Origin of the sequence: Planococcus sp. ISL-110 (genome assembly GCF_018613575.1) — a bacterium.
GTDB lineage: Bacteria > Bacillota > Bacilli > Bacillales_A > Planococcaceae > Planococcus.
Map to the genome: position 1 here is coordinate 28,948 of NZ_JAGGPX010000010.1, position 15,882 is coordinate 44,829.

At 44.8% G+C, this 15,882-nt stretch carries 15 protein-coding genes; 5 read left to right on the forward strand and 10 right to left on the reverse strand.

The features are described 5' to 3' along the window. Positions 1-245: 245 nt before the first annotated feature. From J7I83_RS05745 to J7I83_RS05755, 3 genes are read left to right on the forward strand one after another with little or no spacing between them, the layout of a single operon-like run. Positions 246-1,205 (forward strand): thiamine pyrophosphate-dependent dehydrogenase E1 component subunit alpha, encoded by a 960-nt coding sequence (locus tag J7I83_RS05745; RefSeq protein ID WP_215099771.1) that lies wholly within the window; start codon positions 246-248, stop codon positions 1,203-1,205. Between the two features lie 44 nt (positions 1,206-1,249). Continuing rightward, positions 1,250-2,251, forward strand: coding sequence for an alpha-ketoacid dehydrogenase subunit beta (locus J7I83_RS05750; protein ID WP_251047487.1), 1,002 nt, complete (start codon positions 1,250-1,252; stop codon positions 2,249-2,251). A gap of 19 nt (positions 2,252-2,270) precedes the next feature. Continuing rightward, positions 2,271-2,726 (forward strand): biotin/lipoyl-containing protein, encoded by a 456-nt coding sequence (locus J7I83_RS05755; protein ID WP_215099747.1) that lies wholly within the window; start codon positions 2,271-2,273, stop codon positions 2,724-2,726. Between the two features lie 162 nt (positions 2,727-2,888). Here J7I83_RS05755 and J7I83_RS05760 read toward each other — a convergent pair whose 3' ends face one another. The 4 genes from J7I83_RS05760 to J7I83_RS05775 all read right to left on the reverse strand — a co-directional run bounded on the left by J7I83_RS05760 (position 2,889) and on the right by J7I83_RS05775 (position 5,539). Continuing rightward, complete coding sequence (locus tag J7I83_RS05760; RefSeq protein ID WP_215099748.1) at positions 2,889-3,128, reverse strand: SHOCT domain-containing protein; 240 nt, start codon at positions 3,126-3,128, stop codon at positions 2,889-2,891. Positions 3,129-3,647: 519 nt separating this feature from the next. Beyond that, positions 3,648-3,932, reverse strand: coding sequence for a putative quinol monooxygenase (locus J7I83_RS05765; protein WP_215099749.1), 285 nt, complete (start codon positions 3,930-3,932; stop codon positions 3,648-3,650). Positions 3,933-3,936: 4 nt separating this feature from the next. Further along, entirely contained in the window at positions 3,937-4,614 is a 678-nt protein-coding gene (locus tag J7I83_RS05770) for a type 1 glutamine amidotransferase domain-containing protein (protein ID WP_215099750.1), read from the reverse strand. Between the two features lie 115 nt (positions 4,615-4,729). Continuing rightward, positions 4,730-5,539 (reverse strand): tryptophan-rich sensory protein, encoded by an 810-nt coding sequence (locus J7I83_RS05775; RefSeq protein WP_215099751.1) that lies wholly within the window; start codon positions 5,537-5,539, stop codon positions 4,730-4,732. Positions 5,540-5,845: 306 nt separating this feature from the next. On the opposite strand from J7I83_RS05775, the gene J7I83_RS05780 reads away from it, so the two are divergent. After that, on the forward strand, positions 5,846-6,889 hold the full coding sequence (locus J7I83_RS05780) for an aromatic acid exporter family protein (RefSeq protein ID WP_215099752.1): 1,044 nt from the start codon (positions 5,846-5,848) through the stop codon (positions 6,887-6,889). A 572-nt stretch (positions 6,890-7,461) separates the two neighbouring features. After that, entirely contained in the window at positions 7,462-7,851 is a 390-nt protein-coding gene (locus J7I83_RS05785; protein WP_215099753.1) for a VOC family protein, read from the forward strand. A 157-nt stretch (positions 7,852-8,008) separates the two neighbouring features. Here the strand turns inward: J7I83_RS05785 and J7I83_RS05790 are convergent, their stop codons facing one another. The 6 genes from J7I83_RS05790 to J7I83_RS05815 all read right to left on the reverse strand — a co-directional run bounded on the left by J7I83_RS05790 (position 8,009) and on the right by J7I83_RS05815 (position 15,747). Beyond that, complete coding sequence (locus J7I83_RS05790) at positions 8,009-8,506, reverse strand: TspO/MBR family protein (RefSeq protein ID WP_215099754.1); 498 nt, start codon at positions 8,504-8,506, stop codon at positions 8,009-8,011. A gap of 376 nt (positions 8,507-8,882) precedes the next feature. Next, positions 8,883-9,932, reverse strand: coding sequence for a 2,3-butanediol dehydrogenase (locus tag J7I83_RS05795; protein WP_215099755.1), 1,050 nt, complete (start codon positions 9,930-9,932; stop codon positions 8,883-8,885). A gap of 840 nt (positions 9,933-10,772) precedes the next feature. Next, a complete protein-coding gene (locus tag J7I83_RS05800) occupies positions 10,773-12,206 on the reverse strand; it encodes an aldehyde dehydrogenase family protein (RefSeq protein ID WP_215099756.1) in 1,434 nt (477 codons plus the stop codon). A gap of 21 nt (positions 12,207-12,227) precedes the next feature. Next, complete coding sequence (locus J7I83_RS05805; RefSeq protein ID WP_215099757.1) at positions 12,228-13,283, reverse strand: homoserine dehydrogenase; 1,056 nt, start codon at positions 13,281-13,283, stop codon at positions 12,228-12,230. Then, on the reverse strand, positions 13,273-14,520 hold the full coding sequence (locus tag J7I83_RS05810; protein ID WP_215099758.1) for a M20 metallopeptidase family protein: 1,248 nt from the start codon (positions 14,518-14,520) through the stop codon (positions 13,273-13,275). The genes J7I83_RS05805 and J7I83_RS05810 overlap by 11 nt, the downstream gene beginning before the upstream one ends. Before the next feature lie 27 nt (positions 14,521-14,547). Beyond that, the gene (locus J7I83_RS05815) at positions 14,548-15,747 is read right to left on the reverse strand and encodes a cystathionine gamma-synthase family protein (RefSeq protein WP_215099759.1); all 1,200 of its coding nucleotides are present in this window, start codon (positions 15,745-15,747) and stop codon (positions 14,548-14,550) included. Between the last annotated feature and the right edge of the window lie 135 nt (positions 15,748-15,882).

A 15,882-nucleotide genomic window follows, 5' to 3' on the forward strand; every position in this document is an offset into this window, starting at 1 on the left:
CTAACTAGGCCGGTATTTCCGTTGAAAACGGTTGATTTCATCATTCTGTTCCATACTAAACAACCTTTTAAATAAACTGAATATTTACACAAATAAGAAAAAAGGTGTTACTATGAATATGTTTAGACGTATTTAAACGTGCCGCATGTTATTGGATGTATACCGTTACTCAGTTGAAAGGAGGAAAAGCAGTGACTAAGTTTGGAGAAAAGCAACCCGCAGTATCTTTGGAAAAGCTGGAATGGATGTATGAACAGATGGTGAAGATCCGTTACTACGAAGACCAGATGGCGGAAGCGTACATGGAAGGCAAAACGCCGGTATTCAATATCGGGGCTGGGACTGTGCCTGGTGAGATGCATTTGGCCACAGGACAGGAACCGGCTGCAGTCGGCATCTGTGTGCATTTGACAAAAGAGGATACCGTGACGGCCCCACATCGTCCGCATCATCACGCCATTGCCAAAGGCGTCGATTTGAAGAAGATGACCGCTGAAATTTTCGGAAAAGAAACGGGGCTGGGCAAAGGAAAAGGCGGGCATATGCATCTGTTTGACCCGGAGGTGAAATTCTCTTGCGGGGGAATTGTCGGAGCAGGCATTCCCCATGCAGTCGGAGCGGCAATGACCAGCAAAATGAAAGGAAAAGACTCGGTGGCTGTGGCTTTTATCGGCGAAGGTGCAGCGAATGCCGGGGCTTTCCATGAATCCTTAAATCTTGCAGCTGTCTGGAATTTGCCGCTTATTGTGGTAGTCGAAGACAATTCATACGGCATTTCTGTGCCGAAAAAAGCGTCAACTTCCGTTGAATCGAATGATTTACGGGCTTCTGCCTATGGCATTGCCGGCGCTTATGTAAAAGACAATGATCCGATTGCCATGTATAAAGCATCCGAGGAAGCGGTTGCAAGAGCACGCAACGGCCAAGGACCGACAATCATCGAAATTGAAACTTACCGTTATTTGGGCCATTTCCAGGGAGATCCGGAATTATACCGGGATGAAACGGAAGTGCCGGGGCTTCGCCAACTGGATCCGATCACTAAACTGAGAAAGATGCTGTCCGAATCCGAGAGCGTCAGCGAAGCCGATCTGGAAACCATGGAAAAGCGAGCCAAACAAGAAGTAGATGAAGCCTACCAGTTTGCGAGAGACAGCAGCTATCCTGATCCAGAGTCCGCGCTGAAAGATGTTTTTAGCTCATAAAACAGGAAAGGAGCCGATCTATTGTGGAAACAGCGAAAAAAAGAATGTTGACCGGCAATAAAGCGATGGCTGAAGCGATTTCGCAGGAAATGGAAAAGGATCCGAATGTGTTTGTATTGGGAGAGGATATCGGGAAATATGGAGGCATCTTTGGTTCGACGCAAGGATTGATTGAAAAGTTCGGACCCGAGCGGGTGCTCGATACTCCGATTTCCGAAACCGCCTTTATCGGTGCAGCCATTGGCGCTGCCGCTGAAGGCATGCGGCCGGTTGCTGAATTGATGTTCGTCGACTTTTTTGGCGTCTGTATGGACCAGATTTATAACCACATGGCGAAAATCCCTTATATGTCGGGCGGCAATGTCAAACTGCCGATGGTTCTGATGACCTCGGTCGGCGGAGGTTACCGGGACGCCGCCCAACATTCGCAGACGCTATATGCGACGTTTGCCCATATGCCGGGGATGAAAGTGGTCGCGCCGTCCAATCCGTATGATTTGAAAGGCATGATGGTGTCAGCGATCCGCGATGACAATCCGGTCGTTTTCATGTTCCATAAATCGCTTCAGGGGCTGGGCTGGATGAAACAGTTGGATGTCGCCGTTGACCATGTGCCCGAGGAATCCTATACGGTTCCGCTGGATAAAGCAAAAGTTGTCCGGGAAGGAAAAGATGTGACGATCGTCGGCATCCAAATGATGACGCATTACGCGGTCGAAGCAGCGGAGCGCCTTGCAAAAGAAGGCATCGAAGCGGAAGTCATCGATTTGCGGTCACTGGCACCGATTGATAAAGATACAATCATTGAATCCGTCAAGAAAACACATCGCCTCCTCGTGGTCGATGAAGATTACCTGTCCTACGGGATGACGGCGGAAGTCTCGGCGATTGTCGCAGAAGAAGCGTTTTTTGAAATGGAAGCGCCGATCAGCCGGCTGGCCATTCCGGATGTGCCGATTCCGTATAGCGGCGTCCTGGAAGACTTCGTTATTCCGGGGCCGAATAACATCTATGAGCAAGTGAAAAAGATGATGGATGAAGCATAGTGATCCTGGAGGTGTTGGAATGATTGAGGTCCGATTGCCGCAGTTGGCGGAGGATGTGGATGAAAGCCTGATGGTTCTCTGGTTTGTGTCAGTTGGCGATTTTGTGGAAAAAGGACAGCCGCTGGTGGAAGTCCAGACGGAAAAAGCCGTCTCTGAAATAACAGCCGAAAACAGCGGAACCATCCAAGAAATCGCGGTAAAAAGAGGCGACTCTGCAAAAGTTGGGGATCTGCTGGCAACAATTGATCCTGACGGGGCTCCCGGGCAAGAAGCAGTCGCCAAAGATGCTCAGCCTACACAGGAATCGAGTCGGGAAACAGAGTCCAAGGGTCAGGAACCCAGCAGTTTTGTCCGCGTTTCGCCGAGACTCCGAAGGCTCGCCAAAGATCTTGGAGTCAATCTGGAGTCTGTAAAAGGTTCTGGACCCCAAGGCTTTATCACGGAGGAAGATATCCGCGATGAAGCGGGGCTTTAAGAGTTCTGTCTGTAGAAGGAACTTCCGAAAGTAAGCAGTATTCTCGTCTTTTCGGAATTGTGTTTTGCACAGGGACGCGGTTTATTTGCTTGTTGGATGTTTGTGTTCATAGAAAAACCGCGGTTTGGATTAAGATATCCAAATCGCGGTTTTCTTTATTTTTTATAAAAGGTTTTTTTTGATTTCTTCAAATTCTTCAGTAGTTATTTCACCTTTAGCAAACCGTTCCTTGGCGATTTCCATTGCGTCTGCACTGGCGTCTTTCTGGGAACGATTAAAATTGTTGTTATTGTTGTTGTTAATGTTGTTTTTCACAACGTAGTAAATGCCGAAGCCCACTACTGCTATTAATACGATCCACACCAAAAATCCGCCTCCCATTCCCCATCCTGGTCCCATCATTTCTTTCTGCCTCCTTTTTTTGTTCTAGTATACTTCTACACTCTAAATGTACACGCTAGACGTGCAGAAATTGCGGAGTTTACGGAAGTAGTTTTGATTGCAGCCAAGAAAATATACCCCTTCTGCCAGCCATATGTCAGAGCCACACCGGACATCAAAGAACCATTCATAAGAATAAGAAAAATGTTTGAAGAAAATTGATTTTCTCTGAGCGGCGATGCATGCAGTAAAAATGATCGTGTACTGGCAAAATCGCTTAGGATTGTGTCTTCTCTTGGAACGCGGTCCAATTCATTTTCAAACAACAGGAGTTAAGCCGACTGCCAGCAACTGCACTATAAGCTGATTTGCATCATTTGGCAGTTTCCCAGAAGTCCCCATTCTGTCCCTATGACTACTTATTGCTCTCCATTAACCTGCTGAAATACGATTCAGGCAAAAAGAAATGCAGGACTTTGCGATGGTTCTTCGCAAAGTCCTGCATTTAGCATTTATGAAACTCTATTTGCTGCTGATGGATCAGAGTGTCTTTAGCTTAAAGACTTCTCTCTTTAGAACCAGGTCCGCCGTGTTCGTCCGGTATTCCTGGTAATGAAGAGATCCCACATGGCTCTCCAAGGCGTCCTTGTCTTTCCATGTTTCGTGAAGGACAAAGGTATCGTCTTCGATTGATTGATGGAGAACATAGTTTATGCAGCCCGCTTCTGCTCGTGAAGCTTCTTGAACTTTGTTCAATTCCGCCAATAATTGGGCTTCCATGTTTTCTTTCGGCTTTAGGATCGCCGTAATGATGATGGGTTCCATCACTTTAGTTTTCCTGTTTGTTGCTTTTATCCAAAGCCTTTACCAATTCTTCGGCCAATGCTTCAGAAGAGAACGGGTCACGCCCGGTCACCAATTGGTCATTGCCCCATACCACTTTTTGCTCGGCAGTATAATTGGCTACTTCGCTCATTTTCCCTTCCAGGCTAAATGGCAGAATGGCAGAAAGACCTTCAGGTTCGACCGCTTCCGGATACCCCGTTACGTCCAAGCCGGAAATGATGCTTTTGCCATCCGGACGTTTTGTCCAAAGTAACGGAGCCGGTCCGTGGCATACGGCCGAAACGATTTTTCCGTTGTCGTAAACGGTATTGATGATGTTATGCAAGGTTTCATTTTCAGCCAGGTCATACATAGCACCGTGGCCACCTACGATGAATACTGCGTCATAGTCTTCCGGCGTGACTTCCGAAAGTTTTTTTGTGTTGTCCGCTAATCCAGATTCATACATTTTTTTATATTTGCCTTCTGGGTCAGTTTCTTTAGTGATGCTGGCCTGATCGATTGTCGGTTTGCCGCCGAGTGGTGAAGCCATATCCATTTGATGGCCCGCTTTTTCCAGTATCTCCATCGGTGCAAATAATTCTTCACCCCACCAGCCGGTTTCGTAATTGTTTTCTGTATCCTTGTGTCCACTTGATAGTACTGCTAATACTTTTGCCATTTTCTGTTTCCTCCTCTAATTTATAAATCATCTTGACACTAGTTGTTCCCGAATGTTTTCCCGTTTAAACAAACTGACAATTCCTGCAAACGATTTCTGACACTCGGTCCGGATTTCAAGCTGTCTCTCTCAGGAAAAGAGCATTGCCATTTTTAACGAATCTCCACACAACAGCGATCAAGAAGATTGCGATGCCGGCTAACAAAACGCCTTGAATGGCCACGGACATGGCAGGGTCGAGCTGTCCGTTCGCATACGAACTATAGATTCCATAGAAAGCCCATGCCAGTGGAATCGGAAACGCTGCGTTTTTGAAACGCGACAAGTAAAAGAGCGCAAATGCGATGGCAATGCCCAATACAATGATTGTCCAGACAGAATCGGAAAGCCCGAACCCGTTCCACTCCAGTTGCACCAAGAACAGCGAAATGTTGACGATGGTCGCAATGAACACCCACGAACCATAGAAGGTGAATGCGAGTCCCGCGAGCGTAGAAGGAATCTCAAAACGATTTTTATAGATTTTTTCCACGATGATGAGCAAGGAGAACAACAGTCCCAAAATCAGCAGCGTCGATACGCCCAACCATTCATACGAAAACGCGACAATCCATCCCATATTGAACAGCGAACTCGCGATGAATAAAGGCGAGATCAATAACACCAGCCGACTGACGTTCTCGTCTTTCCTTTTGACAAATAAATAAATCAACGTAATCAGCACCAAGCTGTAAATGACTCCCCAAATAGAAAACGTAAAAGGCGCCGGCGAGATGAGCGTCATGTATTTGTCTGAGATGTCTTTTTGAGTATTGCCATTAAAAAACCCTGAAGATCCGAGGTAATTGACTCCGAGCGTTGAGAAATAAGCAACCAGGTTTAATAAGGTGAATAGTTTTGTTTTCTTCAATGTGCTTTCATCCATGGTGATTTCATCCTCTCGATAGGTATTGTCTTTTTTTCAAACATACTGGTATTTCTCTCCTTCATACTCTCTTCCCGATTTGGCTATACGGCAAAACGGTTTTCTGCAAAGTCCTTCCAACGAATGACGAATGTTCTGTGTGCCGCACAATTCACAAAGATGAATAAACTAAAAAAGATACATCCACAATCATGTTGTAAGGGGTGTGTCTTCGTATGGAATACAAATTGTCTTGGAGTCTACCTAGAAATCGATGATATACTGAATTACATTGAAAATACTACGAAAAAAGATGGTGGTTAAAATATGAAGCGATCCTTCCAGGGCAGTCGAATTTTAAAAACAGGTATAGCTATATTTTTAACAGCCACTATTTGCTTGTGGTTTGGTTGGCCGCCTGTCTTTGCGGTCATCACGGCCATTGTTTCGATTGAGCCAACTGTCAGCGATTCGATTAAAAAGGGACTCGTAAGGTTCCCGGCATCTGCGATTGGTTCGGCATTCGCTGTTTTTTTTATTACACTCTTCGGCAATGCTCCGATTACTTATACACTCGCTGCTGTTTTTACTATTTTAGTCTGCTACAGACTAAATCTGCATGCCGGCCTGCTCGTTGCCACATTGACATCTGTCGCGATGGTGGAAGTCATCCACGATCATTTCCTGATCTCGTTCTTCATTCGATTGGGTACAACGACGATTGGGTTGCTCGTGTCCACCGCTGTAAACATGCTCGTTTTCCCGCCAAACTATCGGACAGATATTCTAAAAAGTATTCAAAGCATCAGTGAACGTGCAGGAACTATGCTGGAACATACATTCCATACCATTCTGTTTGACGGTGGTGCGAACCTTCAAGAAGATCAGGCGATTGTTAAGCGACTGACTCTGGAAATTAGAAAGACAGAGAAACTAATCCATTTCCAGCGGGATGAAGCCAGTTTATACCCTTGGGTTCGCGGAAGAGAAACTGAGCTTCGCATGGCGGAAAGGCAATTGCTGTTTTTACATAACCTGGAATTCCATTTGGATGCTTTACTTCGTATCCCGTTCCATAGTATTAAATGGTCACCAGCTGAGCGGAATATCATTATGCATGCCGTTGCGGAGCTTGCCAACGACTTGCAGCATTCCAATGAATACAATCACGAAAAGCATCAGCACCAATTAAAAATCATCACAGACTTCTTTTGGGAAGACAGCAAAGGCGTATCGACAAGCGACGCCCTGCATCCTACCCTATTCCCGCCGGAGTTCAAGATCCTTTACGAACTCATCACGATTTATGATTTAGTCGATAAGTTTTTTGATCCAAATAGTGTGAAGGCAGCCCGGGAAGCGGAAAAATAATAGGATCAAGCTTGAACCAAGCTGTTGCATTTACGATGAACTAATTTAAAAACGGCCGTGCCAGAAACTAAACTGCTTCTGACACGGCCGTTATATGTTAGTGAATAAACTGCTTCATTCACTTAAAAATAGACACCACACCTAGTGTCGCTCATGATGGGATGGCGATTAGCCCCAATGAATATGCTAACGGAATATAGAAGAAAGGCTCGATCAGCAATCAAATCAACCTCATAACTTCTCCGTCCTCCCCTATATCAATAACCACCAGTTCCCTTTTTCCGCCGATTGCTTTATAGAAATCCTCACCTGCCTGATATGGCCCAACCCACTCAACGGGACATTTAAGACATTTCCCAAACGTTCCTACTAAGTTTCTACCTGTTCAAAATAAATCGAAAGATGCTCTAAGCTGCTTATAGGATTTATTGGAATCCTCTTTTTTCTTATGCTTTTAGCAATGGATCCTCCGTTTTCGAGATCTCATCTTACGGTTTGAAGAATTTACCTTATGGGAAATGTAGTGGATATAAGAGACTTGAATAAACCAAATTTGCGAGGGAGTGGTCAGATTGATCAATAAGCTTGGGCAAGTGATGGTGTATGTAGAGGATCAGGACAAAGCAGTAAAATTCTGGACGGAAAAAGCGGGATTTGCCGTGATTGCGGATGGAGGCTCGAAAGAACAAGGGGTAAGATGGATCGAAATCGCCCCTACCAAAGACGCCGCGACGACGATGGTTTTGCATGACAAAGAGGTCGTTTCGAAATTGTCACCCGATTTGGAGCTCGGCACGCCTTCTTTGATGTTTTATACCGACGGCGTTGATCAGCTGTACGCTGATTTCAAGAAAAGAGGCGTTACGACCGGCGAACTGGTGAACATGGGCATCGGCAGAAGCTTCAACTTTGTGGATGATGAAGGAAATTATTTCGCTGTGATGGAGAGAGTTGAAGCTTGATATAGATAGTGAAATCAGCGAAGTAAAAGGAAAACTTATACTTCATTGATTTTGTCGTTTTTTTATGCAGTATGATTGTATATCTTAAATTTTATCTTGCACAGGAGGGCAATTTAAAGGCCGCCGGGACTTTTCCGGTGGCCTGCTCTCTTATCGTTCATTTATTCAGCTTCCAAATCGAGCTGTTCAAGCCCATTGCGAACATTACCCAAGCGATATAAGGGACCATGAGATTGCCGGCTGTTTGATCGTATTGGTAAAATTCATACGTCGTCCACGTGATTGCTGCGAGCATCAAAACCATTTCCGCAAGTGCGGTGCCACGCAGCCCCCATTTGAAAAAAAGAAATGACCACAGGAAGTTCAGACCCAATTGCAGATTGTAGGGGAGCAGCACTCTTCCCGCTTCTCCTTTCAACGCGGCTTTTTCAGCCGCGCGGTATTTTGCCACCCCCATGGAAGTGTATAAAGCGGTCCATGCCAAGGGGAAAATCCAAGGCGGCGGGGAAAAAAGAGGCCTTTTCAATTCAGCGTACTCTTCCTGGGTGTTGCGGTTTGCGAACGCGCCGGCTAATGAGCCGCCGACAACCGGCACCATTATGCTCAACGCCAGTTTTCCGGGTTTGATCTTGCCATCCACTTTCAGGAACTCCATAAAATTTCCTCCTCTGAATTCAATTGTCTTCTACAAAGTCACTCCATAAAATCCTATTTCCGGTCATTTGTGCGCTCCCAGGGACCCATGCAAGTAATTGCCTTCAGGACAAGAGCGCGATTCTCCCTAAAATAATGCTGCCTGCGAATAGGTGTGAAGTAATGAATAGAATTTTGATGAACACGCGAAAGAATTGTCTATTCTTTTTCCAGCAGTCCCCCATTGTCCCGTGTGTTCGGAACGATTAGGACTCTTTAGCTTTTTCGGTATTAATGTAAAAGAAATCCGCTCTATAGTTGAATAGGCGGATTTCTTTTGACTGTAATTATACTTTGAGCATAAGTTCTTATTGGGTTAAAACTTGAACACTTACTGCTTACTTTTCACCGCTTAATTCTACAAGGATTTTCACTTGTGTTTTATCATTAGTTAACGCCTCAAAACCTTTTTCAACAATCTCATCTAATTGAATTTGAGAGGTTACAATACTTTGTGGGTTTAATTGGCCCGTACCCATCAAGTCTACAGTTTGTTGAAATGAAGTTGGTGTATATGCAATAGAAGACGTTATTTTAACACCAGTATTAGTCAATTGAAGTGGATTCCATTCGATTGGTCTAGCAAAAATAGAAACAATAACCATTGTTCCACGTGCTTTTGTTGACGCGATTGCTTGTGTAAATGTTGGAGCTACACCTGCAACTTCAAATGATACATCCACCCCTTCTGGAACAACTGCACGAATTGCTTCTACAGGATTTTCTTTTCCAGAGTTAATAGTATGCGTTGCACCTAATTCTTTTGCTTTTTCAAGACGCGTTTCTGATAAATCCAAAACAATGATTTTGCTTGCTCCTGCAGCTTTTGCAGCAATTACGGTCACCAACCCAATAGGTCCAGCACCAAAGATTGCTGTAGTATCACCAAATTGAAGTCCGCCTTCTTTGATTGCTTGTACAGCAACGGCAGTTGGTTCAACGAGCGCACCTTCTTGCAGGCTTAATGTTTCTGGAAGAAGGTAAACATTCGATTCGGGTGCATTGGCAAAAGTAGTGAATCCTCCGTCTCCATGAAGACCAATAAAGCTAAATCCATCGTATTGATCAATATCTTCTGGTTTGTTGCCGAATGTCAAAGTTGGATTAATCGCAACGCGATCTCCCACTTTAAACTTAGTTACCTGTGATCCTACTTTTTCAATAATACCTGCAAATTCGTGTCCCATGATAAGGGGTGCTACTTGGCCAGTTAGTTGGTCTTCTTTTTCAGTAGGAACAAATACCGGTCCTTCTTGATACTCATGCAAATCACTGCCACAAATACCAGCCCATGCGACACGGACCGTTACTTCATTGTCTTTTAATGCTTTTAACTCTCTTTCTTCGATGCGAATATCTTTTTCTCCATACCATACTGCTGCTTTCATAATAAAATTCCTCCTGAGTTGTGAGTTCTTTAATCTTGAATGCTGTTAATAATGTTGGAGAATGGAATGTATACCCCTAAAAAATTAAACTAAATACTTTGATTACAAATACCGCGAATTAAATATATATGCACTGTCATTCTATTCTTCTTGATTTATATCGTCAATAGTACTGCTTGTGTATCTTGCAATACACAGCTTGGTATTGCTAATTTTCCCTACTATATTAAATAGATAGCTGCCAACACAAAGAACCATTGTTTTCCGGGTATATAAGAAGTACCAATTACTCTATAAATGCAAAGAGAATTCTTTCTACTACTAATTTCATCGTTTTTCGTACGCAGCATTGTTGTATGTCTTGAATTGGGTTCAACACAGGGAAGTTTTTTACATCGAGCACCTATCGTTGGATGCGATTCCCCCGTTTCGTCACATCTTGAGAATCCAACCTGAGAATCTCCCGGTATTTGACCATAAAAAACCTCCTACGCAATATATTTGCGGAATATTCCGTAAATATATTGCGTAGGAGTGGTTCTCTCGTGTCTCAAGTGGTTCTATTAAATGGCTGTAATCACAGAATCGTTTAAAATTTCCCCTTTCCCTGGGACTCGAATTTTTAAAGGATACATCCGAGTAAATTATTGAATTAATGAAACGTAATATTAGCGATGAGTAATGGTGCAAGCAAAGGTAAAATGGCCTTGAGGAAGTTCTCAAGACCAAAGAAATATTACTGAAATTTTATCAGCTACTGAAAAACCGGCTTTTTTAAAACCTGAATATACGGTTCGTATCTTAAAGAATTGGAAAGTGATACCGCTTTTTTAGGCGGTTTTACAATTTAAAGCAAACAACTTTCGGCTCAGTCATTTCATGGATTGAAAACTTAACGCCTTCTCGGCCTAATCCAGACTGTTTTACGCCGCCGAAGGGCATAGCATCAATCCGGTAATCGCTGCTGTCATTGATCATGATACCGCCAACATCCAGCTTTGCAATAGCTTTATGGGCATTCGTAATATTTTGAGTGAAAATTCCAGCCTGCAAGCCGTAGTTCACTCCATTTGAAAATGCAATGGCTTCATCGAGGTCTTTAACAGGATAAAGCAGTACCACTGGACCAAAAATTTCTTCTTTGGCAATCGTGCAATCTCCGGGTACATCCGTCAGCACAGTCGGTGAATAATAAGCGCCATTGCGCTCTCCTCCAGTCAATAAAGTAGCTCCTTTTTCAACGGCTTCATTGACCAAATTTTCAACGCGAATCGCTTCTTTTTCAGTGATAAGCGGACCCATATCAGTCAATTCAGATTGCTTATCGCCGACAATGTAATCATTGGTTTGGACAACGAAATTCTGTTTGAATTCTTCAAAAACAGCTTCTTCCACATACACTCGCTGAACGCCGAGACAGTTTTGCCCCGCTGCCCAGAATCCTCCTGAAACGCATGAATCGACAGCATCCTCCAAGTCAGCATCAGCCAGCACGATCACCGGTGAATTCGATCCGAGTTCCATACCGATTTTTTTCAAACCGGCTTTGTGGGAAATTTCTCCCCCGGCTTCTAAGCCGCCTGTAAAAGTGATCATTCGAACAGCTGGATGGGTTACTAAAGCATCGCCAATTTCACTGCCGTGCCCCGTGATAACGGACAATACTTTTTCCGGTAATCCGGCATGGACAAACGCTTTAGCTAAAAGTAAGGCGCTGAGTGGTGTAACAGTCGCCGGTTTGACGATAATCGCATTTCCTGATGCAATGGCCGGACCGATTTTATGGGCAACAAGGTTCAAAGGATCATTGAATGGCGTGATGGCCCCGATAATCCCGATTGGGAACCGGTAAAAATAGCCAACACGGTTTTCGCTGCCAGGCGATTGATCAAAAGAAATCGTTTCCCCATTGATTCTCCGCGCTTCTTCTGCACTGATACGCAATGTCTGAATGGCGCGCCCGACTTCTTTTGTTGCTTCACGGATGGTTTTGCTACTTTCCGATGCAATTGTCCGTGAATACTCCTCACTGTTCTGCTCGATATAATCCGCAGCAGCATTAATTATCTTAATACGCTGATGGACAGGCATCTCAGCAGCAATTTCCGCCCCTTCTTTTGCTTCTTCCACACACTTCAGCATGTCTTCCACCGTGGCTGCAGGTACTGTGTCGATAATCTTATTGTCCTGGGGATCGCGTACTTCGATGACCCGTTCGCTATTCACCCATTCACCTGCAAGAAGCATTTTTTGACCTTTAAGATGAGTCGTCATGATATTACCGCCTTTACATCATCATTTTTTTACTGTTTGTTTTTCCCGAGAAATGGAAATTAAATCGATCAATAAGGAGAAGCCCGTTTCAACTTTGCCCGCCCCTGCGCCGCTTAAAGTGACCGGACCCAAAAGATCCGTTTCATACGTAATGGCGTTGATTGCACCGCTGATGGAAGCTAAGGAATCAGAAATATCCACTTTTTCAGGGGCAATGGAAGCAACTACACCTGCCCCTTCTTTGCGCGCTTTCGCCAATAGTTTCCAGCGCTTGCCTTCCTTCTTCGCTTGTTCGATATCATCTAATGTGATACTTGAAATTCCGGTACATGAAACTTCCTCCACTGTTAAAGGCGCGTTCATTACATAATTTGAAAGAATGACGATTTTATAGCGTGCATCATATCCTTCAACATCACTCGTCGGATCTGCTTCTGCATAGCCGAGCGCTTGCGCTTCTTTTAATGCATCTTCGTAAGAAACGCCTTCGTCTTCCATCTTGGTTAAAATATAATTCGTAGTACCGTTTAAAATGCCTCGGATTCCAGTGATATTGTTTCCGGCAAGTGTAGCAATCGGCATCCGCAGTGCAGGCGTTCCGCTCATGACCGTTCCTTCAAATCCCCAATGGACGCCGTGCTGCTCAGCGATTTCGGAAAGCTCTTTATAAGCAAGAGCTACTGGCCCTTTATTGGTCATAACTACATTTTTGCCATTTTCAAATGCCGTTTTGCAATGGTCGATTGCCGGCTGCCCGGTTTTCACATCTGTATAAGAAACTTCAATTACCGTATCCGCATTCGTTTCACGGATGGTTTTCAAGCTGTCCCACCCGGTTATCAGCCCGGGTGTATGCGGGTAATTCTCTAAATTCCCGGTTTCTTTCAGCACGTTCAAAACTGTATCGATATCCAATCCATGCGGATGGTAGATAGAGCCTTTCATCAAGTCTGAAATCGCTACAATTTCCGCTTCGAATTCTTCTTCTTTTTTTAACGCTTCTTTTTTATCACGAAGGATTTCGGCTAAACCTTGTCCGACTACGCCGAATCCAATGAATGCTAGCTTATGAGCCATGAGTTTGCACCTCTAACTTTTGATTGTTTGGTGACGGTTTCTTACCTTTTAAAAAACCAATCGCTGTGCGGGCCAGAATGGAAACCCCTAGCGGCATGCAGTTTTCGTCGATATCAAATATAGGTGTATGCAGATCCCGTTGGATTCCATCTTCAGTCGCACACCCTAGGAGAAACATGGCGCCGGGAAGCTTCTGCGTGACATAGCCAAAATCTTCCCCACCCATTCCAAATGGTTTATCCGTGAGCCGAAGCTCCGGATAAACTTCACGTATCGTTTCTCTGAACCAGCCATTGACTACTGGACTATTGACTAGAGCCGGTTCGCCTCGCTGGATTTCCAACGTGAACTCGCCGCTTAAATTTTCTACTATTGAAAAGGCTTTCTGGATTTCCAGTGACAGCAAGTCACGGATTTCAGCAGAATAACTGCGGATGGTGCCTTCTATTTCCACTTCCGAGGGAATAATATTGCTCGCAGCTCCGGCATGAATTTGGCCGATACTAATTACTGCAGCTTCCAATGCCGGTACTTTTCGTGCAACGATGCCGTGCAATGCCTGCAATACAGGACCGAGCATCCATGTCGGATCTGTTCCGAGTTCCGGGTACGCTCCATGTCCGCCGGTACCAATGATTTTCGCTTTGAAGACATCTACATTCGCCATGCTGCAGCCATCGCTGATTTGCACCTCGCCAACCGGAAGCCATGGACACATATGAAGAGCGATCGCTGCATCCACACCGTCATAGACTCCGGCATTTATCAAGTAAGGAGAACCGGAAAGCCCATGTTCATCGATGCATTCTTCCGCCGGCTGAAAGACGAATTTCACTGTTCCTTTGATGTCGCCTTTTTGAAAACCTTCTGCTAAAACACTCGCTACCCCAAGTAAAATACTGGTATGGGCGTCATGGCCGCAAGCATGCATAACTTCTTCATGCAGTGAGCGGTAATCATTGATATTTTCTTCTGCAATGGGCAAAGCGTCGATATCTGCTCTTATAGCAATTGTTGGTCCTTCACCAGAAGTTAAAGTCCCGACAACGCTTGTGTCAACGCCAAGGCCTCTTTCCACTGCAATGCCCCCGATTTTTTCCAATGTCTCAGCAATATATTGAGAGGTCTCGAATTCCTGGAAACTGAGTTCGGGATATTGATGAAACGTGCGTCGCCATTCAATCAATTTATTTGCAATGCTGTTAGCTTTTTCAGCTATCGGATGATTTTCTGACATACACCACTCACCTCAACTCTCGGCAAATTATACTTTCAAGGTATTTTCAACATGTGCAAACGCTTGTTCAAAATCAGCGATGATGTCTTCAATGTTCTCAATTCCGCAAGATACGCGGACCAAACCTTCAGGAATCCCCATTGCTGCGCGTTCTTCTGGAGTACATTCCACATGGCTTGTCGTGCGAGCTGGCCCGACTGTCGTTTCAACAGCGCCAAGGTTTGCTGCGCGATGTGCATATTTCAATTTCGGAAGAAGGTCTCTTACGGTATCCACTCCGCCTTTTACTGCAAAGCTGAGCATGCCGCCGAAGCCTTTCATTTGTTTTTTTGCGATATCATGGTTAGGGTGCGTTTCAAGGCCTGGGTAGTAAACTCCTTCAACCAAGTCTATGGTCTGTAAGTATTTCGCCAGTTCCATTGCATTTTTAGATTGTTCGCGCACACGGAGATGCAAAGTTTTCATGCCGCGCAAAATCAGGTAAGCAGCCATCGGGTCCATCGTTGCACCATTGATTTCACGGTAGTGATAAACTTGCTCCACAAGTTCTCGAGAACCGACCAGTACGCCGCCAAGTGCGTCCGCATGACCGCCGAGGAATTTCGTAGCACTGTGTAGCACCAAGTCCACGCCAAGCTCTAATGGGTTTTGGTTGATCGGCGTTCCGAACGTATTGTCGATGATGACAAGAGCCCCGACTGCGTGGCCCGCTTTTGCCATGCGTTCAATATCCGTAATTTTAACCGTTGGATTTGTCGGTGTTTCTAAGTAAAGGATTTTGCAGCCTTTAGCGACTTCCGCTTCAATCGATTCGTGGTTCCCCGTTTCAGCCAACGCCACTTCAATGTTTTGGCGCGGAAGAAACTCTGTAAAGATTTTGTTTGTACCGCCGTAAGTATCTTTAACTGAAACAATACGGTCGCCCGGCAATAGGAAAGTTGCCAGTGTGTTGCTGATTGCGGCCATCCCTGTTGAGAAGCTTGTTGCTGCTTCCGCCCCTTCAAGGATTTTCACTTTATCTTCAAAAGCTTGGACAGTCGGGTTTGTGTTGCGCCCGTAAATATGGCCTTTCTTTTTACCGATTGCTACGTCATACCATTCATCCATATCGTCATATGTGTAAGCTACGCTTAACACGACCGGCACTTGAGTTGCACCGAATGCCAAATATTCTTTTTCTCCAGCCCATACTGCTTTAGTTCCCATTTGTATATTTTTGTGTGTCATGCGACCACTCCTCTTAGTTTTTTTGTTGTGTAGTATCGTTTTCTACTTTCATCCCTAAATTGCGTTTAACCATTTCGCTGTAAGCGAACAATGCGATTGCAGTTTCGTAAAAGCGCTTTCGAAAATCGCCACTGC